Genomic DNA, 18,968 nt, shown 5'->3' with positions numbered 1-18,968 from the left:
TGCGGCACTGCCTAGCGTGGGTCGGGGAATCCCCCGCCGAGTATAGGTCATGACCCCCGGGTGAATCGGAGCATGCCGTCGGGATGGGGTGCTCCGAGGTGGTCGTACGCCTCGGGAGTCGCCACACGGCCGCGCGGGGTCCGACCCATGAATCCGATGCGCACGAGGTACGGCTCGACGACCGACTCGATGGTCTCCGGCTCTTCTCCCACGGCCACGGCGAGGGTGCTGAGCCCCACCGGTCCCCCGCGGAATCGGCGCACGAGGGCATCGAGGACGGCCCGGTCGAGGCGGTCGAGCCCGATGGCATCCACGTCGTAGAGATCGAGGGCGGCGCCCACCGTGCGCACGTCGGCGTGACCCTCGTCGGTACCGGTCGACGGGCCGTTCACGACCAGGTAATCCCGGACGCGCCGGAGCAGGCGGTTGGCGATACGGGGAGTTCCTCGCGAACGGCGGGCGATCTCGGAGCGCGCGGTGCCCGGCAGGCCGACATCGAGCATGGATGCCGACCGCGAGACCACCCGCTCCAGCTCTTCCGGCTCGTAGTACTCGAGGTGAGCGGTGAACCCGAAGCGGTCGCGCAGCGGGTTCGGCAGCAGGCCCGCGCGCGTCGTGGCGCCCACGAGGGTGAAGGGAGCGAGGTCGAGGGGGATGCTGGTCGCGCCCGCTCCCTTTCCGACCATGATGTCGATGCGGAAGTCTTCCATCGCGAGATAGAGCATCTCTTCAGCCGAGCGCGCCATGCGGTGGATCTCGTCGATGAAGAGCACCTCCCCCGGCGTGAGCGACGACAGCAGGGCGGCGAGGTCGCCCGCGTGCTGGATCGCGGGGCCGCTCGACAGGCGCAGCGGCCGACCGCTCTCGTGGGCCACGATCATCGCGAGGGTGGTCTTGCCGAGCCCCGGAGGGCCCGAGAGCAGGATGTGATCGGGAGAGCGCTGCTGGATCCGGGCGGCGTCGAGCAGCAGCTGCAACTGGCCGCGCACCTTCTGCTGACCGACGAACTCGGCGAGAGAGGTGGGGCGCAGGGCGCCTTCGATGGCGAGTTCGACCTCGTCGTCGGGCGTGCCGGCGTCGCGGACGTCAGCCACTCACGCTCTCCTTCCGGGCGGGACCCAGCAGAGCGAGAGTGAGGCGGAGGAGCGACTGGACCGAGGCGCGGTCGGCCTCGGAGGCGGATTCGGCGACGGATGCCACGGCCTCGGCCGCGGTTCGTTCCGTCCAGCCCAGGCCCACGAGCGCCTGCGTGACCTGCGCGGGAATCTGTCCGTGCGGCGAGGCGGCGGCGGGAGCCGCGGACGGCGCGACCTGCAGCTTGCCGGCCAGCTGCACGACGATGAGCTTCGCGGTCTTGGGGCCGATGCCCGAGACGCGGCGGAACGGTGCGTCGTAGTCGTCGGCCACGGCCTGGGCGATCTGCGGCACGGTCAGCGACGACAGCACGCCGAGGGCGGACTTCGGGCCGACGCCGGTGACGCTAATCAGTTGCGTGAAGACGGTGAGTTCTTCACGGGCCTCGAACCCGTAGAGCGACAGCGCGTCCTCGCGCACGATGAGGTTGGTGTGCAGGTGGACGTCGTCGCCGACGTGCACCGTGCGTGCCAGCTGGGCGGTCACCGCGACGGAGAAGCCGACACCTCCCACCACGATGACCAGCGAGTCGTCGGCGACGTGAGCCGCCGTACCGTGCAGCGATGAGATCATCGGACCAGCTTACGCGCCCGTTCGTACATGTGTTCGAGCGACACGCGTCGGCGGGGTGCGCTTCTTCTCGGCATCCCGCCAGGCTTTCTGCGCGGGTGTCAGAGTGTCGTCGCCCGACGCTGCGGCGGCTCCCCCGCGCCAGGCGTGGCACAGGGCGATGGCCAGGGCGTCAGCGGCGTCCGCGGGCTGCGGAAGGGAGTCGAGACGCAGCACCCGCGCGACCATCGTCTGCACCTGCAGCTTGTCGGCGGAGCCGTAACCGGTGATCGCGGCCTTGACCTCGCTGGGCGTGTGGGTCGCGGCGGCGAGCCCGTGTTCGGCGGCGAGCAGCAACGCGATGCCGCTGGCTTGGGCGGTGCCCATGACCGAGTGCAGGTTGTTCTGGGCGAAGACGCGCTCGACGGCGACGACGTGCGGCTGGTGTCGGACGAGCACCTCGCGGATGCCGGCGGCGATCGCCGCGAGGCGCTTCTCGATCGGATCCGTCGGTGCGGACCGCGCGACGCCCACGTGCACGAGGGAGGCCGTGCGGTTCGGCGAGACGTCGACGACGCCGAGGCCGCAGCGGGTCAGTCCGGGGTCGATGCCGAGGACGCGGAGGGAACGAGACACGGCCCCCACGCTAAGCGCCGGGGGCCGTGCCGAGGAGAGGGCGCGCCCTTACTCGTCGTTCTCGAGCTCGGCCTGGACCTCGGCCGTCATGTCGAAGTTGGTGTAGACGTTCTGCACGTCGTCGCTGTCTTCCAGAGCGTCGATGAGGCGGAACACCTTGCGGGCGGTGTCGGCGTCGACCTCGACCTTGAGGGAGGGGACGAACTCGACGTCGGCGGAGTCGTACTCGATGCCGGCATCCTGCAGAGCGCTGCGCACCGATACGAGGTCGGAGGCCTCGGTGATGACGCCGAAGCCCTCGCCGTGCGGCTCGACCTCTTCGGCTCCGGCCTCGAGGACCGCGAGCATGACGTCGTCTTCGGTGGTGCCCTCGGAGGGGACCACGATGACGCCCTTGCGGCTGAAGTTGTAGGCGACGCTGCCCGGGTCGGCGAGGGTGCCGCCGTTACGGCTGAGGGCTGTGCGCACCTCGGCTGCGGCGCGGTTCTTGTTGTCGGTCAGACACTCGATGAGGAAGGCCACCCCGTTGGGTCCGTAGCCCTCGTACATGATCGAGGTGTACTCGACGGCTTCGCCGCCGATACCGGCACCGCGCTTGATCGCGCGGTCGATGTTGTCTTTGGGGACCGAGGTCTTCTTGGCCTTGAGCACGGCGTCGAAGAGGGTGGGGTTGCCCTGGAGGTCGGCTCCACCGAGCTTCGCGGCGACCTCGATGTTCTTGATGAGCTTGGCCCACGACTTGGCGCGGCGGGAGTCGATGACCGCCTTCTTGTGCTTGGTCGTGGCCCATTTGGAGTGTCCGGACATGGCTTCCAGTCTAGAGCGCGGGCGCGCGCGTGCTGTGTCGGGTGGACACCTGGTCCAGGAATCGGCGATGGAAGCGCGTCTCCCCCGTCGATTCGGGGTGGAACGCGGTGCCCAGCAGTGCGCCTTGTTCGATAGCCACGACACGTCCATCGGGAAGGGATGCCAGGGGCTCGGCATCCGGTCCCCACTCGACGACCGCGGGCGCACGGATGAAGACGGCGTGCACCGGTGGGTCGCCCAGGACGGGGACGTCGAGGTCGGTCTCGAACGAGGCGGTCTGGCTGCCGAAGACGTTGCGGGCGACGCGCGCGTCGATGCCCCCGAAGGTCCGCTGGCCGGTGATGGCGCCGTCGATGCGGTCGGCGAGCAGGATGAGTCCCGCGCACGTGCCGTACATCGGCATCCCGGCCGCGATCGCCTCGCGGATGGGGTCGAAAAGGCCGAAGGCGCGCGCGAGCTTGTCGATGACGCTCGACTCGCCGCCGGGAAGGACGAGGCCCTCCACGGCGGCGAGCTCCTCGGGCCGGCGCACAGGTCGTGCGTCGGCGCCGAGAGTCGTCAGGACCGCGAGATGCTCTCGCACGTCTCCCTGGAGTGCGAGAACGCCGACGCGGGGCTTACCAGCCACGCTCGGCGAGGCGGTGCGGGGCGGGGAGGTCGGCGACGTTGATGCCGACCATCGCCTCACCGAGTCCGCGCGAGGCCTCGGCCACGATCTTGGGGTCGTCGTGGAAGGTCGTGGCCTTCACGATGGCCGCGGCGCGCTGGGCGGGGTTGCCCGACTTGAAGATGCCCGAGCCCACGAAGACGCCGTCGGCGCCGAGCTGCATCATCATCGCAGCGTCCGCGGGAGTGGCCACGCCCCCGGCCGTGAACAGCACGACGGGCAGCTCGCCGGTCTCGGCGATCTCGGCAACCAGGTCGTAGGGTGCCTGCAGCTCCTTGGCGGCGACGTACAGCTCGTCCTTGGTCTTGGCGCGCAGGGCGTTGATCTCGCCGCGGATGGTGCGGATGTGCTTGGTGGCCTCGGACACGTCGCCGGTGCCGGCCTCGCCCTTCGAGCGGATCATCGCCGCGCCCTCGGTGATGCGGCGCAGCGCCTCGCCCAGGTTGGTCGCCCCGCACACGAACGGCACGGTGAAGTCGTACTTGTCGATGTGGTTGACGTAGTCGGCGGGCGAGAGCACCTCGGATTCGTCGATGTAGTCGACGCCGAGCTCCTGAAGGATCTGCGCCTCGACGAAGTGGCCGATGCGGGCCTTGGCCATGACCGGGATCGACACCGACGCGATGATGTCGTCGATCAGGTCGGGGTCGCTCATGCGCGCCACGCCGCCCTGGGCGCGGATGTCGGCGGGCACACGCTCGAGTGCCATGACGGCTACGGCGCCGGCGTCCTCGGCGATGCGCGCCTGGTCGGCGGTGACGACGTCCATGATGACGCCGCCCTTGAGCATCTCGGCGAGTCCGCGCTTGACGCGGGAGGTTCCGGTGTCGGTCATGTCCACTCCGTTCGGCGCCCGGGGGCGCGAGATGCGCGCTTCGGGGCGCGTCTAATTGGCTTAGGCCAAACCGTAGCATGGCGCAGGACATAGGCTGGTCTGGACTCAGGGGGGCTATGACCATCGATGTGACCGGCCGATCGGCATCCGGCATCGCCGCCGACCTGCGCGAGCGGATCGAGCGGGGCGAGCTGCCACCGGGGACGCTCCTCCCGTCGGTGCGGGCCGTCGCCGCGGACCTCGGCGTGAACCGGAACACGGTCGTCGCGGCCTACCGCCAGCTTGCGCAGGCGGGGCTCGTCGAGGCGCGAGGCCGCGGCGGCACGCGTGTCGCCGACCGCACCGCCGTCGCTCAGGAGGGCTACACGCCCGATACCGTCCTGCGCGACGTGGGTACCGGTAACCCCGACCCCGCGCTCATTCCCGACCCCACCGCGGCCCTGGCGCGCTCGACGCGCCCGGTGCTCTACGGGGAGCCGGTCATCGACCCGGGCTTGGAGGCCTGGGCCCGCGGCTGGATGGCCGACCAGCTGCCCCATGACGATCTGCTGATCACCGTCACCAGCGGCGCGAGCGACGCGATCGAGCGCCTCCTCGCGCAGGCCCTGCAGCGTGACGACGCCGTGGCGCTGGAGGACCCGTGCTTCTTGTCGGCGCTGCACACGGTCCGCACCGGCGGGTATCGCGCGGTGCCGGTGGCGGTGGATGCCGAGGGCATGACCGTCGAGGGACTGCGCGCGGCCCTGGAGGCCGGCGTTCGCGCCGTGATCTGTACGCCCCGTGCGCACAACCCCACGGGGGCGAGCCTGAGCGCCGAGCGCGCCGCGGCCCTGCGGGAGGTGCTCGCGGAGCACCCCTACGTGCTGGTGATCGAGGACGACCACTTCTCGCTCTTGTCGCGTGCTCCCCTGCACTCGGTCATCGGTCCCTCGCAACGCCGGTGGGCGCGCATCCGGTCGATGTCGAAGTTCCTCGGGCCCGACACGTGCCTCGCGGTCACGGCATCCGATCCCGACACGGCCGATGGTCTCGCCGTCCGTCTCACACCGGGCACGACGTGGGTGAGCCACATCCTGCAGCGCATGACCCTCGCCCTCGTCACCGACGATTCCGTTCGAGCCGACATCGAGGCGGCCGCCGAGCACTACGCCGCGCGCAACGCGGCGTTCGCAGCAGCCCTCACCGAACGCGGACTGCCGGTGGCCCCGGGCGACGGCCTCAACCTCTGGGTACCGCTGCCGGTTCCGGCCGCGTCCGTCCGCGAGGAGCTCATGCACCGCGGCTGGCTGGTGCGCGAGGGGGATCCGTTCTTCCTCTCCCCCGACCACGCCGGCGCCTTCCTGCGCCTGACGGTGCACGACCTCGACGAGGCCTCGGCCGCCGCCCTCGCCGACGACCTCGCCGTCGCCGCGGGCGCACTCCGTCCGGGCGTCCGAGGTGGGAGGATCGAGGCATGAAGGTTCTCTCGATCCAGTCGGCCGTCGCGTTCGGGCACGTCGGCAACTCCGCCGCCGTCTTCCCCCTCCAGCGCATCGGCGTCGAGGTCCTGCCCGTCTACACGGTCAACTTCTCCAATCACACCGGCTACGGTGCCTGGCGCGGACCCCTCATCTCTCCCGCCGACGTCGCCGACGTGCTCACCGGTATCGAGGAGCGCGGCGTTTTCCCCGAGATCGACGTGGTCCTCTCGGGTTACCAGGGCGGCGAGGGCATCGCCGACGTCATCATCGACGTCGTCGAGCGGGTCAAGAGGGCGAATCCGGATGCCGTCTACGCCTGCGACCCCGTCATGGGCAACGCCAAGTCGGGCTGCTTCGTGGCGCCCGCGATTCCCGAACTCCTGCGCGAGCGAGTCGTGCCGGTGGCCGACATCCTGACGCCGAACCAGTTCGAACTCGGATTCCTCACCGGCACCGAGCCCGACGGCATCGACTCGACCCTCGCCTCGGCCGACCTCGTGCGCGAGCGGGGTCCGCGCACGATCCTCGTCACGAGCGTGGAACGCCCCGACCGAGAGGCCGACACCATCGAGATGATGGTCGTCGACGACGCCGGCGCGTGGATCGTGCAGACGCCTCTCATCCCCATGAAGGCCAACGGCTCCGGAGATGTGACGGCGGCGCTCTTCACCGCCCACTACCGCCGCAGCGGCGACGCGGCCGACGCCTTGGCGCGCACGGCGTCGAGTGTCTTCGATCTGCTCTCGAACACCTTCGAATCCGGATCGCGCGAACTGCGACTCATCGAGTCGCAGGAGGCCTACGCGAACCCCCGTCTGCAGTTCGCCGTCCGCCAGGTGCGCTGACGCGGCTCAGTCGCCGTACACCTCTCGATACGCGGCGACCCAGGCGTCGCCGTCGGCGGGGCACATGAAGGTCGCGCCGAAGACCATGACGCTCGCGATGGGCTTCTCGGCCTGTGTGCGCGCGGCGCCCTGGAGGTCGCTCGGGATGAGTTGGGCGAACAGCGGGGAGGTCGCGACGTGGGTGTTCATGGTCGAGGCATCGACCTGGTGGCGGTTGAGGATCGCTGTCTCGCACGCGTCTCCGGCGAGGGCCAGTGCCAGGCTCTCATCGGCCGACGTCCAAGCCGAACCCTGCTGCTCGACGTACGCCCGCTGCTCGGCGATGAATTCTTTCTGGGCAGGCGTGACCGCGACCAGCGGTGAACCGTCCATCGGAAGCTGCTGCTCGCGGAAGTACTCCTCCCGCTCCGCGAAGACGTCGGACACATCGTCGGGATCGGCGGTGGTCGACTCCTCGGGCACAGGACTCTGCGCGCCGTCGGGAGCGGAGGTCGGCCGCCCCGCGGCGCCGTCGGGCTCGAGCGGGCTCGGCAGCGGGATGCAGGCTGTCGTCCCGAGGAGGACGGCGGCGAGCGTGAGGGAAAGAACCAGAGGGCGAGTCCGAGAGCTCATGCCGTGACGCTATCGGGAACGCTCTCGTCGCGGACGGGGGTTGTGCATAACCCCGGTTTGCTCGATACGTGGTCGCTCGAGGTTCTGGGAGCGCTCTCGTCCGACGCGTTACGCATGACGTCCAAAGACGCCTTGACAGAGGCCGGTTCGCGACGAGAAGATCGCACCCAAGCGGGTATGTGAGCGTTAACACTGGAGTCGACGCCCCGCGAGAACGCGTCTCCGCAGATCCCGTCAGGGGTCGCGGTCTGCCGGGCAACCCCCTCCCCGACGACGCGCTGTCGTGCGCTTCCGGCCGGCACTCCCTGCCTGCGGCGCGCGGCGTTCCCCTGCCCCACCCGGGCTCGCCTCGTGGCGGTCCGGCACAACGAAAGGTACTCACATGTCTCGGACGACGACGTCCCGAGCAGGAGGTCGAGGATGGAGCCTGGGCAGCGCGCTCCTGACATCCCTTGCCCTCTGTCTCGCCGTGTTCGGCTCAGCCTCCCCCGCCTCGGCCGCACCGACCGCGCCGGTCGGCACGGGCACGAACCAAGAGATTCGCAATCAGCAGAACACCCTGTGCATGGACGACTACGCCTTCGATACTCAGCCGGGTGCCGAGGTGCGCCAGTGGACCTGCCTCGAGGGCCAGAATCAGCTCTGGGCGATCACCGATCTCGGAAACGGCTACGCCGAGATCAAGAACAGGTTCAGCAACCTCTGCCTCGACAACTACAACTTCGCCACCACGAGCGGATCGGAGGTGCGTCAGTGGTCGTGCTGGGGCGGCGACGTGCAGCAGTGGCAGCTGACCGACGTCGGAGGCGGCTGGACCGAGATCCGCAACAAGTACAACAACCTCTGCCTGCAGAGTGTCGCGTCCCCTGCCGACGGGGGGCTGCTGTCGCAGGTCACCTGCGACGGCTCCGGCGTCCAGCGCTGGCGCCTTACGGACCCGAACGTGTCGAAGATGACATACACCCTCCACGAGTCGTCGAACCCGTCGGCCGATGAGCTCGATGCCTACGCCCGCATCAGGGACGCGATGGACCGTGCGCTCGCCCGGTACAACAAGTTCAACAACACCTGGCGGCACCTGAATGTCTCCTACGCACCCGGCGTCCCCACGGCCGAGGCCAGCATCAACGGTGACATCCGCTTCGGAAGCAATCGTTCCTACATGGTCGAGGGGACGGCGCTACACGAGATCTCGCACACCGTCGGGGTAGGCACAGCCGGCCACTTTCAGGCCAAATGCGACGCGCAGGATTGGCCCTCCGCCCTACCCCTGCTGAAGTCGTGGGATGGTCCGGACGCGCGGATCAACTGCGGCGGCAGCCACATGTGGCCGTACGGGCTGAACTACTCGGACGAGTTCAGTGAGACCGCGTTCGACCGCAACGTGCGGCTCATCCAGGCGATGCACCATGACGGTCTGTAACGCCTGAAACGACGGTGCCGGTTCGCGAAGACGATCCGCGGACCGGCACCGCCGTGTTCACTCTCCCCAGGCGTCGGAGACCGTGCGGCGCACGTCGCCGAGCAGCTGGGGCAGCGCCTTCGTCTTCGCGATGATCGGGAAGAAGTTCGCGTCCGACGCCCAGCGGGGCACGATGTGCTGGTGCAGGTGCCCGTCGACGCCGGCTCCCGCGATCGCGCCCTGGTTCATGCCCAGGTTGAAGCCGTCGCACTTAGACACCGCCCGCAGCACCCGCATGCCGCGCTGCGTGAGCGCGCCGATCTCGGCGACCTCTTCGTCGGTGGCCTGGTCGTACGTCGCGATGTGGCGGTACGGGCACACCAGCAGGTGGCCCGAGTTGTACGGGAACAGGTTCAGCAGCACGTAAGCGGTCTTCCCGCGCGCGACGATCAGACCGTCCTCGTCGGACTTGTCGGGGGCGGCGCAGAACGGGCAGTTCTGCTCCATAGGCCCCCGGCCCGCCGAGATGTACGCCATGCGGTGCGGTGTCCACAGGCGCTGGAACTCGTCGGGCACGCCCGGGAGCGTCATGGCGTCGACGAGTTCGGCGTCGGTCGTAACCGATCCGGACCCGTCGCTGGCGGGTGTCGGGCCGGCCACCGGCGACGAGTCCGCCGCGACGGCATCCGGATCGGTGGTCACGCGAGATCCTCGGCGGTGTTGACGAGCGTCCGGGCCGAGATCGCCCCGGTGATGCGCGCGACAGCCTCGTCGACGGGGATGCCGTTGAGCTGGGTGCCGTCGCGGAAGCGGAACGAGACCGTGCCGCCCGCGCGGTCCTGCTCCCCCGCGATCAGCATGAGCGGCACCTTCTGCGTGGTGTGCGTGCGGATCTTCTTCTGCATGCGGTCGTCGCTGTGATCGGCCTCGGCGCGTACGCCTCGGGCCTTGAGGTCGGCCACGATGCCCTGGAGGTAGTCGCCGTACTCGGCGGCCACGGGAACGGCCACGACCTGCACGGGCGCGAGCCACACCGGGAAGGCTCCGGCATAGTGCTCGAGCAGGATGGCGAAGAAGCGCTCCACTGAGCCGAACAGGGCACGGTGGATCATGACGGGGCGGTGCTTCTCGCCGTCGGGGCCGGTGTACTCGAGCTCGAAGCGCTCGGGCTGGTTGAAGTCGAGCTGGATGGTCGACATCTGCCAGGTGCGTCCGATCGCGTCGCGCGCCTGCACCGAGATCTTGGGACCGTAGAAGGCCGCCCCGCCCGGGTCGGGCACGAGCTCGAGGCCGGAGGCCTCGGCGACCTCGCGAAGGGTCTCGGTCGCTTCGGTCCACAGCGCGTCGTCGCCGATGAACTTGGGGTTGCCGTCTTCTTTGGTCGACAGCTCGAGATAGAAGTCGTTGAGACCGTAGTCGCGCAGGGTCTGCAGCACGAAGTCGAGGCTGTGGGTCAGCTCGCCCTTGACCTGTTCGGCGGTGACGTAGATGTGCGTGTCGTCCTGAGTCATGCCGCGCACGCGCGTGAGGCCCGAGAGGGTTCCGCTCTTCTCGTAGCGGTAGACGGACCCGAATTCGCTCAGGCGCAGAGGCAGCTCGCGGTAGCTGCGTCCGCGCGAACGGAAGATCAGGTTGTGGAACGGGCAGTTCATGGGCTTCAGGTAGTACTCCTGGCCCTCGCGCGACACGTGCCCGTCGGCATCCACGACCTCGTCGAGGACCATCGGGGGGTACATGCCGTCGGCGTACCACTGCAGGTGACCGCTCGTCATGAACAGGTCGCCCTTGGTGATGTGCGGGGTATTGACGACCTCGTAGCCGCTGGCGAGCAGGCGCTCGCGCATGTAGCGCTCGATCTCGTAGCGGATGATGCCGCCCTTGGGGTGGAACACCGCCAAACCCGGACCGATCTCGTCGGGGAACGAGAAGAGGTCGAGCTCTTTGCCGAGCTTGCGGTGGTCGCGCTTCGCGGCCTCTTCGAGACGGTGCTGGTAGGCGCGCAGTTCGTCCTTGGTGGGCCACGCGGTGCCGTAGATGCGCTGCAGTTGCGGGTTCTTCTCGCTGCCGCGCCAGTAGGCACCGGCGATGCGCGTGAGGTCCCAACCGTTTCCGATGAGGCGGGTGCCCGGAACGTGGGGGCCGCGGCAGAGGTCTTTCCAGGCGGTCTCGCCGTCTCGGGTGACGTTGTCGTAGATCGTCAGCTCGCCGGCGCCGACCTCGACGGACGCGCCCTCGGCCGCCTCGGCCGAGCCGCCCTTGAGCCCGATCAGCTCGAGCTTGAACGGTTCGTCGGACAACTCCGCCCGGGCCTCGTCGTCGCTGACGACACGGCGCACGAACCGCTGGTTCTCGCGGACGATGCGCTCCATCTCTTTCTTGATGACCTTGAGGTCGTCGGGGGTGAAGGGCTCGTCGACCTGGAAGTCGTAGTAGAAACCGTCGGTGACGGGCGGACCGATGCCGAGGTTGGCCTGGGGCTTGACACGCTGCACGGCCTGGGCGAGCACGTGCGCGGTGGAGTGGCGCAGGATCGACAGACCGTCGGCGCTGTCGACCGTGACCGGCTCCACCCGGTCATCGGCCGTCACGGTCGTGGCCAGGTCTTTCAACTCCCCGTTGACGCGCAGAGCGACGACTGAACGGTCGGGGAAGAGGGCGAAGCCATCGGCGGGGAAATCAGTCACAGAACATCTCCTGAAGGGGTCGTTTCCAGGCTACCGGGCGGGCGTGGTCTCGACCGCACGCGACGTGCCTCATAGTGGAGCGGTGACTTTGGCCATCATCGGCGGCGTGCTCTGGGTGCTCGGGCTCATCGCGCTGCTCACCGGCGTCTTCCCCGCCGACGCCGCCCTCGCCGTCGCCGACCGCGTCTGGCCCATCCTGCTTTTCGTCGTCGCCGTGACGATCGTCGCCGAACTGGCCTCGAAGGCGGGGCTGTTCGACGTCGTGGCCGCGCGCCTGGCGAGGATCGCTCGCGGGCGCACCGCCTTGCTGTGGGTGCTCGTCGTGGCCCTGGCCACGATGGCGACGGCGTTCCTGTCGCTGGACACGACCGCGGTGCTGCTCACTCCCGTGGTCGTCGCCATGGCCGTGGCGCGGCGGCTGGATCCGCTTCCCTTCGCCTTCGTCACGGTCGTGCTCGCCAACACCGCCTCGCTGGTGCTCCCGGTGTCGAACCTCACCAACCTGCTGGCATCCGAGGCGCTCGGCGGCGGTCACGACCCCGTCGCGTTCCTCGCGCTGCTGGGTCCCTCGGCGCTCATCGCCATTGCCGTGTCGGTCATCGTGCTGACGCTCGTGTTCCTGCGCCGACTGCCGAAGACATACCCGGATGCCGCCTCCCCCGAGGTCTCGGATCGCCTTCTGCTACGCGTCTCGGCGGTGGTGACCGTCGCTCTGCTTCCCCTGCTGGTCATCGGACTCGAACCCTGGATGCCGGCCACGGGAGCGGCCCTCGTCCTGATCGCCGCGTTCGCCTGGCGCGCGCCGCGAGCCCTCGGCATCCGTCTGGTGCCCTGGTCTCTGCTGGTGTTCGCCGGCGGACTGTTCCTGGCCGTAGGGGCCCTCGAGGCCCTCGGGATCGGGCGGGTCACCGCGGTGCTGGCCGGCTCGGGCGACGACCTCGTGTCGCTCTGGCAGGTGGCGGGTGTCGGCGCCCTCGCGGCGAACGGCATCAACAACCTGCCCGCCTACCTCGCCCTCGAGTCGGTGGCGGGCTCTCCCGCGCGACTGGCTGCGCTGCTGATCGGTGTGAACGCCGGTCCGATCGTCACGCCTTGGGCGTCGTTGGCGACCCTGCTGTGGCACGACCGTCTCGTCGCGGCGGGCGTCGAGGTGCGGTGGAGCCGATTCGTCCTGCTCGGCGCGGTGATCGCGCCGCTGATCCTGTTGCTGGGCGTCCTGCCGCTCGTGTGGTGAGCGGTCAATCCTCGTAGGTACGCGACCACGCCTTGCCGGGCTCGATGAACCAGACCGCCAGTCCCTCGCGCAGACCGTAGTCCTCGCCCGTGTAGAGCCGTGCGATGCGATCGACGTACGGCAGGGCGGCGTCGCCGTCGATCCGTTCCACGGCCACGCCACGCACGAACGCCATCGAGTAGCTGTTGTCGGATGCCGTGACCGAGATGGCCACGCGAGGGTCGCGCTGCAGGTTGCGGTCCTTGAGGGTGTCGACCTCGGTGAACAGCATGAGCCGTTCGCCATCCACCCCGACCCAGAGCGGGATCGAGTGGGGCGATCCGTCACGCATGAGTGTCGCCAGGTGTGCTACGGCATCGGTCTCGAAGTACGGCTTGGTGGTGGCCCAATTGCTCATACCGGAGGTAACCGCCGAGGGCTCGGCATCCATTCCCTGCTCAGCCGCGGATGGAGTGGGGGGCCTGGTCGTTCGGAACCTCGCTGAACACCATCTCTTCGCGCCGCACGCTCTCGCGGGGAACGAACTCGTCGGGCTCGGTCACGACATAGAGCCCTCGACCCGAGTTGGCGTTGTAGGTCAGCGCGTGCAGCCAGGCCGTGCTGAGCTGCGGCGTGCGGCTGCCGTGGAACTTGAACACCAGCGACACGTGCGGGTGGATGTAGACCGTCGTGCGTCCCCCGCCGGTGCTGATGTCGTCCTTCCACGTGAAGGGGAAGCTCTCGCCTCGCCGGACCTTGGCCATGATGACCGCCTGCAGGTGGGCCAGCAGCCGGTCTTCGAAATCGACCTTGACGTTGCTGTCGTAGATGAACTTGCCCATTTTCCACTCCCGTCGCCGCCGCCCACGGCCCTGCGCCTCTCGGCGAGAAGGGGAACGCGGGATCCGGGGGCCGGCAACCGCTCTCTGTGTGAACGGTCTCTCGAAACCCTCTCGCGCGCAATCCCCTTGCGGTGGACTGCGCGTTCGGGATAGCGCAGCGGATGCCGCCGATCAGGCGTCGCGCGAGATGCGGATGATGACGCGGTCACCGGGCTTCCGCTGGATCCGCCTGGCGAAGGCCTCGAAGCCGAGGATGGCGCGGTACTGCAACCCGTATTTGCCTTTGAGCGCGGCATTCGCGCGGGCGTCGTCGGTGGCGGGTCCGGCGATGCGTCCCTCGGCCTCGACGCGGATGGCGTCCGGTTCGACCTTCCCCATGCGGCTGCAGGGCTGCAGCGTGACGCGGGAGTCGTTGCGCAGACGCTTGACCTTGCCCGTCGAACGCTCGCTCGTGACGACCAGCTCGTCCCCGTCGCGCGCGATCCACACGGGAACGGCCACCAGGGCGCCGTTGCGGCGGTAGGTACCGAGAGAGACGAACGGCGTGGCGGCGAGCTCGCGCCACTGGGCATCGGGGACGGTCATGGTGTCACCGTAGTGCGCCGCGCTCTCCGCCGGGGTGGGTTGCGCCGACGGCCCGCCTCGATCCCCGTACAGGTCGAGAACCTCGGGGACGGATGCCATCTCTCCCGTCCGTCCGTGTGCGAAGCTGCCCCACAGCGCACGAACGCTCTTCCCGACGGCGGCGAGTTCGTCGGGCCGCGCTCCCGCGTACGGGGGAAAATGCGCCCCGGTCGACTCCGTGCCGAAGACGAAGGGCACCTCGATCGCGTGGGAAGCGCGGTAGACGTCATTCGCCCGCCATTGGAAGACGTAACGCAGCGCCGTCCCGCCCGCACGGCGATAGTCACGGGCGAGCCGACGAGCGGGGAGGCCGTAGACGATGGCGTTCATGGCCCTGTCGAGCGCGATCGAGGCGAGCGCGTAGAGCGGCGGGAGGGATCGAAGGCCGTCGAGAACCGAGATCCCCGGCAGGAAGAGCCGCGTCTCCTCGGCCGTCACGCCGATGAGCAGAGGGATGCCGGCGGCGCGCTCGAGCCACCTCTCGCGGATCTGTTTCTCGGGAGGGAGCGGAGAGAATCCCGGCTGAGGCGCGAACGGCATGAGAGAGAAACGCCCGAAGCCGCGCGAGACCCGCAGGGCGGCCGCCTGAATGCGTGCCAGCTCCCCCACCGGCGTGATGGGTGTGAGTTCGGCGGATGCGGCACTCATCGCCGCCGCGAGCTTGACGCGTGCGCCCATGGTTCCCATCGGGGCGCTCTGAACGATCGCTCGAGCGAACAGCCCGCGGGCCCGATCGGTCGCCATGAGGTGCAGGACCGCGTCGCCGCCGGCGGACTGCCCGAAGGCGGTCACACGCGCGGGGTCTCCCCCGAAGCCCGCGATGTTGCGCTGCACCCATTCGAGGGCCGCCAGCTGGTCGAGCAGACCGAGGTTCGCCGGCCGTCCCGCACCGTCGCCGAGATAACCCAGAACGCCGAGGCGGTAGGTGACCGTCACGACGACGACCCGCTGTTCGTGCGCGAGCACGGAGGGGTCGTACACCGGAAGGTCACCCGCGCCACTCGTGTACCCGCCACCGTGGATCCACACCATCACCGGAAGAGGTGCGTCGTCGGTGCCCGGATCGGCGGGCACGGTGATGGAGAGGTGCTGGCAGTCCTCACGGATCGGCAGCCCCCCTGTCTGGTCACCGAGAGCATCGATCAGCGGGGTGGGCGCCTGGGGGGAGGCGGGAGACGGGGCGATCGCGTCGAACACGTCATGTGCGGGTCGGTCCTCGAGCGGTTCCGGGGGATCGAAGCGGTTCGCGCGCGCATAGGGGATGCCGCTTGCGCGCAGAACCGCGCCCTCACGGCGTCCGCGGATCGGACCCGACGGGGTCGAGAAGAGGGGGGCTTCATTGTTCACGGGGGTCTCGCTTCCTGTTCCGCGAGGCGGTTCGGGCGTCGGCGGCGGTCACGCAGGGTGCCAGGTCACGATACTGAGCTTCGACGATGCGCCCGCTGTGCGCGCGAGGTTCTCCGCGCAAAGCGAGCGCAAGATCAGCGCAAGGACACCACAAGACTCGACCCAATGTGTCCCCCAAATGGTGGACAAGACGTAGTCTCGTGTTGTTCCCGCCGCCAGGCACTCCGCAGCCCCCCTTACTGGCGGCGGGAACGACCACTCGGTCCGATGGCTCTCCGCCTGACCGGCTCGATAGAGCTCCCCTCGGCGCAGCTCCCGAACTCGGGGTGCGGGTTACCGACTCGTCCATGAGCGCGCCGTTGCGCGACAGTCGTGCGAACGTCGTCGGACAGAGCGTCGCGAGAACCCTGCACGGTACGTCGCATTCACGCCGTCGTCCGGGTCTTGTGCCGCACCCGGAAACGACGAAACCCCCGGCGAACCGGGGGCTTCTCAGGTGGTGCGCGATACTGGGATCGAACCAGTGACCTCTTCCGTGTCAGGGAAGCGCGCTACCGCTGCGCCAATCGCGCCTATACAGGCTGTTCTATTGTGAGGCGAGGTGGCGACGGGATTCGAACCCGTGTAAACGGCTTTGCAGGCCGGTGCCTAGCCGCTCGGCCACGCCACCGTGATGTGGTTCGACCCACGTGTCGTGATGCTCCATCGGTTTCCCAGACGGATATCCCTCCACTCGAGCGGATGACGAGACTCGAACTCGCGACCCCAACCTTGGCAAGGTTGTGCGCTACCAACTGCGCTACATCCGCATTTCGTTCCCGGGGCTTGCCCCGAGCACTCGTAAGACATTACCCGATCTCAGCGCGGGCGCAAAACGAGGCGCCCCCCGCGCGTGTCTCCCGGCACTGGTTCGAAGCACCTCTCGGCATCCGGTACGATCGATGAGTCCCGTTCGGGATGAGGGCGATTGGCGCAGTTGGTAGCGCGCTTCCTTCACACGGAAGAGGTCGTCGGTTCGAGTCCGGCATCGCCCACAGTCAGACCCCCGGTTCTCCCGGGGGTTTTCTGTTTTCGTGGGCGGTGCGGCTCTGAGCATCGGGTCGGGTGTCCCGGTCGTGTGCCGCGAGCCGCTCCGAGACCACCTCGATGTGTTCGCGCGATCAGCAGGCCGCCTACATGGCCGCGCCCCGGCGCCCGACCATCGTGAGGTCGAGCGCCGGGGCGTCGTCGTGGGGCGCGTCAGTCGTCTTCGATGACCACGCGCAGATCCCGGCGCCGTTGGCCGAGCTTCTGCCGGCTCCCTGCTCCTGCGCCGTGCGAGGTGCCCGCTCCCGTCAGCGGAGGGCGAAGGCCCCCCGGTCCCGTTCCCTGAGTCGACGTCATCGACGTCGCGGCCATGGCCGCTCCCCCGGCGGTACCCCCGATGAGGGGTCCGCTGCCGCCAGCGGGGACGCCGGTCATCGCCCTGGCATCCACCGTCGACGTGCCGCCGAGAGAGCCACCGCCGCCGGCCCCGCCGAGGGAAGCATGTCCCACGACCGAGCCGTCGGGCGTGGGCGCGCCGGAGAGCGGCTGCGCGCCGCTCAGGTGGAAGTCCCCCGATGCGTGCTCGCCCGAGACCGTGAACGGGCGGTAGACGACGCCGTTCGCGCGTTCGTTGCGAACCGTCAGGTCGTGGGCGGCGCTGTTGCCGTAGCGCGTGGCGTCGGACGCATCCACGACGCTTCCCGCATCGATCCGGATCGACTGGGCGCCCGTCTGCAGAGCGGCCGCGGTGGTGGTCGAGGTGCGGTCGAAGACGCCCCGCAGCTGCTGAACCAGACCCGTGAGGGCCTTCACCGAGCCGAGAACGGCGCGCAAGGGGCGAACCACCTTGTTGACCATCTCGTTGACCTTCATGACCACGCGCGCGATCGCGTACCCCATGCCGAGGCCGAACGAGGCGGCGACCACGGCCATCGCCTCGATTGCCGTCGCGACGACCTTCGAGATCGCCGACTTGACCACGCCCTGCATCTTCGTCACGAGCGTGGAGGCCGAGGTCAGGCCGCTGGCGGCGGCCTCGGCCCACTCCCCCGAGGCGCCGAGGTGCGCAGCCGCATCGGTGGCGAAGCGCACGTAGGCGGTGATGCTGCCCCCGGTCATGCCGTCGAGATCGCTCAGGCGACGGGTGAGGTCGGCACCGGCCTGCCGCATCGACGACCCGGCGGAAACCCACTGCGATGCGACGGAGGCGACGTTCGACGCGCTTCCCGCAAGCTGGTCGAGCCAGGTGCTCAGCGGCTTGAGGTGCTCCATGACCCACCCGAGGCCACAGGCGGTGAGCGTGCCGATCGGGTCGGTGAGAGCCGCGGCCGCGTCGCCGAGGGTGTCGAGGAAGGCCATGCCGCCATCGAGCCAGTTGCCGCTTTTGACGGCCTCGGAGAGAGCGCGGCCCGATTCGATGACGCGGCTTCCGGAGAAAGTGGTGCCGGGCGCGACGACAGTGCTCATCAGGCGCCCATCGCAGACTCGAGCGAGCGGATGGTCGCGATGGTGTCGCTCTCGAATTGCTCCCATTGGTCGGCGGTCTGGCGGAGTTCGCCGGCGGTGCGCACCAGAAGCGACTGGTCTTCGCCGAGGAGTCCTGTCGCGGCCGCCGACAGGGCGAGTCCCGGGGGGACGAGGAAGGCGCACAGCAGACCGAACGCCTCGGGGAGGAGATTGCCGCCGCGGAGGACGGAGAGAGCCGACCCCACGTCGCCCACGAGGGAGTCGACGAAAGCTGCGTGCTGTCGGAGTCGATCGAAGTCGACGGCGATGTCATCGGCCATGAAGAGTCCTCTCGGGTGAGGCGGATTCGGCGTCGCGCAGCTGCGCGACGATGGGGTCGTCGGCGCCCAGCAGGTCGGCGACTGCGCGCAGGGTGCTCTCTCGCGCATCGGCCTCGGCCTGGCGGATGGTCGACAGGATCTCCGTCGAGAGACGCTGGGCTCCGCGCGCCAGAGCCGCTTCGCTCAGTCGAAGGTCGACGACGCGGCCCGCGGAGTCCACCTGCGCGACGATGTCTCTGCCGCGCGAGCGGCCTGTACCGCGAACGCCGTCGACCGCGGCCTCGAAGGCCGGCATCTGCGCGGCTCGCAGCTCGGCACGACGAACATCGGCTTCCACCTGCGCGAACGACTCTTCGGGATCCAACGGCACGGCAGAAATTTATCGACAGCGCGCGCGAGAACGAATGCTCATCCGTCGAAAATCCCGTCAGATGAGAGGAATCTCACCTGGGTCTCACGAACCGTTCCTCGGCGGGTGACGCGATCAGGCGAAGAACC

General features: G+C 69.1%; 19 protein-coding genes and 4 tRNA genes. 5 read left to right on the top strand and 18 right to left on the bottom strand.

The window, feature by feature from the left end; genetic code table 11:
• Positions 1–47: 47 nt before the first annotated feature.
• Genes ruvB through pdxS form a run of 6 tightly spaced genes read right to left on the bottom strand, consistent with a single transcriptional unit; the run spans position 48 to position 4,628 of the window.
• Positions 48–1,094 carry a Holliday junction branch migration DNA helicase RuvB gene (gene ruvB / locus QE454_RS14115; RefSeq protein ID WP_210075111.1) on the bottom strand — a complete coding sequence of 349 codons (1,047 nt, stop codon included), beginning with the start codon at positions 1,092–1,094 and terminating at the stop codon, positions 48–50.
• Positions 1,087–1,707 carry a Holliday junction branch migration protein RuvA gene (ruvA, locus tag QE454_RS14110; RefSeq protein ID WP_307460422.1) on the bottom strand — a complete coding sequence of 207 codons (621 nt, stop codon included), beginning with the start codon at positions 1,705–1,707 and terminating at the stop codon, positions 1,087–1,089. The genes ruvB and ruvA overlap by 8 nt, the downstream gene beginning before the upstream one ends.
• Positions 1,708–1,716: 9 nt before the next feature.
• Positions 1,717–2,319, bottom strand: coding sequence for a crossover junction endodeoxyribonuclease RuvC (gene ruvC / locus QE454_RS14105; RefSeq protein WP_210075107.1), 603 nt, complete (start codon positions 2,317–2,319; stop codon positions 1,717–1,719).
• 48 nt (positions 2,320–2,367) lie between these two features.
• On the bottom strand, positions 2,368–3,126 hold the full coding sequence (locus tag QE454_RS14100) for a YebC/PmpR family DNA-binding transcriptional regulator (protein ID WP_210075105.1): 759 nt from the start codon (positions 3,124–3,126) through the stop codon (positions 2,368–2,370).
• A 10-nt stretch (positions 3,127–3,136) separates the two neighbouring features.
• On the bottom strand, positions 3,137–3,754 hold the full coding sequence (pdxT, locus tag QE454_RS14095; RefSeq protein ID WP_307460425.1) for a pyridoxal 5'-phosphate synthase glutaminase subunit PdxT: 618 nt from the start codon (positions 3,752–3,754) through the stop codon (positions 3,137–3,139).
• The gene (pdxS, locus tag QE454_RS14090; protein ID WP_210075101.1) at positions 3,744–4,628 is read right to left on the bottom strand and encodes a pyridoxal 5'-phosphate synthase lyase subunit PdxS; all 885 of its coding nucleotides are present in this window, start codon (positions 4,626–4,628) and stop codon (positions 3,744–3,746) included. The genes pdxT and pdxS overlap by 11 nt, the downstream gene beginning before the upstream one ends.
• Positions 4,629–4,744: 116 nt before the next feature.
• Here pdxS and QE454_RS14085 point away from each other — a divergent pair, with 116 nt between their 5' ends.
• Positions 4,745–6,085, top strand: coding sequence for an aminotransferase class I/II-fold pyridoxal phosphate-dependent enzyme (locus QE454_RS14085; protein WP_307460431.1), 1,341 nt, complete (start codon positions 4,745–4,747; stop codon positions 6,083–6,085).
• Positions 6,082–6,933 (top strand): pyridoxal kinase PdxY, encoded by an 852-nt coding sequence (gene pdxY, locus QE454_RS14080; RefSeq protein ID WP_210075097.1) that lies wholly within the window; start codon positions 6,082–6,084, stop codon positions 6,931–6,933. Before QE454_RS14085 ends, pdxY begins: the two co-directional genes overlap by 4 nt.
• A 6-nt stretch (positions 6,934–6,939) precedes the next feature.
• Here the strand turns inward: pdxY and QE454_RS14075 are convergent, their stop codons facing one another.
• Positions 6,940–7,545, bottom strand: coding sequence for a hypothetical protein (locus QE454_RS14075; protein WP_307460434.1), 606 nt, complete (start codon positions 7,543–7,545; stop codon positions 6,940–6,942).
• Between the two features lie 382 nt (positions 7,546–7,927).
• On the opposite strand from QE454_RS14075, the gene QE454_RS14070 reads away from it, so the two are divergent.
• Complete coding sequence (locus tag QE454_RS14070) at positions 7,928–8,968, top strand: RICIN domain-containing protein (RefSeq protein ID WP_307460437.1); 1,041 nt, start codon at positions 7,928–7,930, stop codon at positions 8,966–8,968.
• Positions 8,969–9,025: 57 nt separating this feature from the next.
• Here the strand turns inward: QE454_RS14070 and QE454_RS14065 are convergent, their stop codons facing one another.
• Both QE454_RS14065 and thrS read right to left on the bottom strand, forming a co-directional pair.
• Positions 9,026–9,538, bottom strand: coding sequence for an HIT domain-containing protein (locus tag QE454_RS14065; RefSeq protein WP_210075387.1), 513 nt, complete (start codon positions 9,536–9,538; stop codon positions 9,026–9,028).
• Between the two features lie 107 nt (positions 9,539–9,645).
• Positions 9,646–11,631, bottom strand: coding sequence for a threonine--tRNA ligase (gene thrS / locus QE454_RS14060; protein ID WP_210075091.1), 1,986 nt, complete (start codon positions 11,629–11,631; stop codon positions 9,646–9,648).
• A gap of 82 nt (positions 11,632–11,713) precedes the next feature.
• Here thrS and QE454_RS14055 point away from each other — a divergent pair, with 82 nt between their 5' ends.
• Complete coding sequence (locus tag QE454_RS14055) at positions 11,714–12,865, top strand: SLC13 family permease (RefSeq protein ID WP_307460440.1); 1,152 nt, start codon at positions 11,714–11,716, stop codon at positions 12,863–12,865.
• 4 nt (positions 12,866–12,869) lie between these two features.
• Here QE454_RS14055 and QE454_RS14050 read toward each other — a convergent pair whose 3' ends face one another.
• The 6 genes from QE454_RS14050 to QE454_RS14025 form a co-directional block, all read right to left on the bottom strand.
• Positions 12,870–13,295 carry a TIGR03618 family F420-dependent PPOX class oxidoreductase gene (locus tag QE454_RS14050; RefSeq protein ID WP_267787323.1) on the bottom strand — a complete coding sequence of 142 codons (426 nt, stop codon included), beginning with the start codon at positions 13,293–13,295 and terminating at the stop codon, positions 12,870–12,872.
• Positions 13,296–13,302: 7 nt separating this feature from the next.
• Entirely contained in the window at positions 13,303–13,686 is a 384-nt protein-coding gene (locus QE454_RS14045; protein ID WP_210075087.1) for an ATP-dependent DNA ligase, read from the bottom strand.
• A gap of 171 nt (positions 13,687–13,857) precedes the next feature.
• Positions 13,858–15,657, bottom strand: coding sequence for a PPOX class F420-dependent oxidoreductase (locus tag QE454_RS14040; protein WP_307460446.1), 1,800 nt, complete (start codon positions 15,655–15,657; stop codon positions 13,858–13,860).
• 497 nt (positions 15,658–16,154) lie between these two features.
• Positions 16,155–16,229: transfer RNA gene (locus QE454_RS14035), tRNA-Val, on the bottom strand.
• Positions 16,230–16,256: 27 nt separating this feature from the next.
• Positions 16,257–16,327: transfer RNA gene (locus QE454_RS14030), tRNA-Cys, on the bottom strand.
• A 66-nt stretch (positions 16,328–16,393) separates the two neighbouring features.
• Positions 16,394–16,466: transfer RNA gene (locus QE454_RS14025), tRNA-Gly, on the bottom strand.
• 152 nt (positions 16,467–16,618) lie between these two features.
• On the opposite strand from QE454_RS14025, the gene QE454_RS14020 reads away from it, so the two are divergent.
• Positions 16,619–16,691: transfer RNA gene (locus QE454_RS14020), tRNA-Val, on the top strand.
• A gap of 205 nt (positions 16,692–16,896) precedes the next feature.
• Here QE454_RS14020 and QE454_RS14015 read toward each other — a convergent pair.
• Genes QE454_RS14015 through QE454_RS14005 form a run of 3 tightly spaced genes read right to left on the bottom strand, consistent with a single transcriptional unit; the run spans position 16,897 to position 18,840 of the window.
• Positions 16,897–18,150 (bottom strand): hypothetical protein, encoded by a 1,254-nt coding sequence (locus tag QE454_RS14015; protein WP_307460449.1) that lies wholly within the window; start codon positions 18,148–18,150, stop codon positions 16,897–16,899.
• On the bottom strand, positions 18,150–18,470 hold the full coding sequence (locus QE454_RS14010) for a type VII secretion target (RefSeq protein WP_210075081.1): 321 nt from the start codon (positions 18,468–18,470) through the stop codon (positions 18,150–18,152). Before QE454_RS14010 ends, QE454_RS14015 begins: the two co-directional genes overlap by 1 nt.
• Positions 18,460–18,840, bottom strand: a complete 381-nt coding sequence (locus QE454_RS14005; protein ID WP_307316796.1) for a hypothetical protein — start codon at positions 18,838–18,840, stop codon at positions 18,460–18,462. Before QE454_RS14005 ends, QE454_RS14010 begins: the two co-directional genes overlap by 11 nt.
• Positions 18,841–18,968: the final 128 nt, after the last annotated feature.

Origin of the sequence: Microbacterium sp. SORGH_AS_0454 (assembly GCF_031453395.1) — a bacterium.
GTDB lineage: Bacteria > Actinomycetota > Actinomycetes > Actinomycetales > Microbacteriaceae > Microbacterium.
The sequence above is the reverse complement of the archived record's forward strand: the minus strand, read 5'-3'. Positions and strand labels throughout refer to the sequence as shown.

Excerpts from the sequence above, each read along its gene's own strand:
- ruvA (WP_307460422.1), bottom strand. The coding sequence starts at position 1,707 with ATGATCTCATCGCTGCACGGTACGGCGGCTCACGTCGCCGACGACTCG.
- QE454_RS14100 (WP_210075105.1), bottom strand. The coding sequence starts at position 3,126 with ATGTCCGGACACTCCAAATGGGCCACGACCAAGCACAAGAAGGCGGTC.
- pdxS (WP_210075101.1), bottom strand. The coding sequence starts at position 4,628 with ATGACCGACACCGGAACCTCCCGCGTCAAGCGCGGACTCGCCGAGATG.
- QE454_RS14085 (WP_307460431.1), top strand. The coding sequence starts at position 4,745 with ATGACCATCGATGTGACCGGCCGATCGGCATCCGGCATCGCCGCCGAC.
- pdxY (WP_210075097.1), top strand. The coding sequence starts at position 6,082 with ATGAAGGTTCTCTCGATCCAGTCGGCCGTCGCGTTCGGGCACGTCGGC.
- QE454_RS14075 (WP_307460434.1), bottom strand. The coding sequence starts at position 7,545 with ATGAGCTCTCGGACTCGCCCTCTGGTTCTTTCCCTCACGCTCGCCGCC.
- QE454_RS14070 (WP_307460437.1), top strand. The coding sequence starts at position 7,928 with ATGTCTCGGACGACGACGTCCCGAGCAGGAGGTCGAGGATGGAGCCTG.
- QE454_RS14065 (WP_210075387.1), bottom strand. The coding sequence starts at position 9,538 with ATGACGCTCCCGGGCGTGCCCGACGAGTTCCAGCGCCTGTGGACACCG.
- QE454_RS14050 (WP_267787323.1), bottom strand. The coding sequence starts at position 13,295 with ATGGATGCCGAGCCCTCGGCGGTTACCTCCGGTATGAGCAATTGGGCC.
- QE454_RS14045 (WP_210075087.1), bottom strand. The coding sequence starts at position 13,686 with ATGGGCAAGTTCATCTACGACAGCAACGTCAAGGTCGATTTCGAAGAC.
- QE454_RS14015 (WP_307460449.1), bottom strand. The coding sequence starts at position 18,150 with ATGAGCACTGTCGTCGCGCCCGGCACCACTTTCTCCGGAAGCCGCGTC.
- QE454_RS14010 (WP_210075081.1), bottom strand. The coding sequence starts at position 18,470 with ATGGCCGATGACATCGCCGTCGACTTCGATCGACTCCGACAGCACGCA.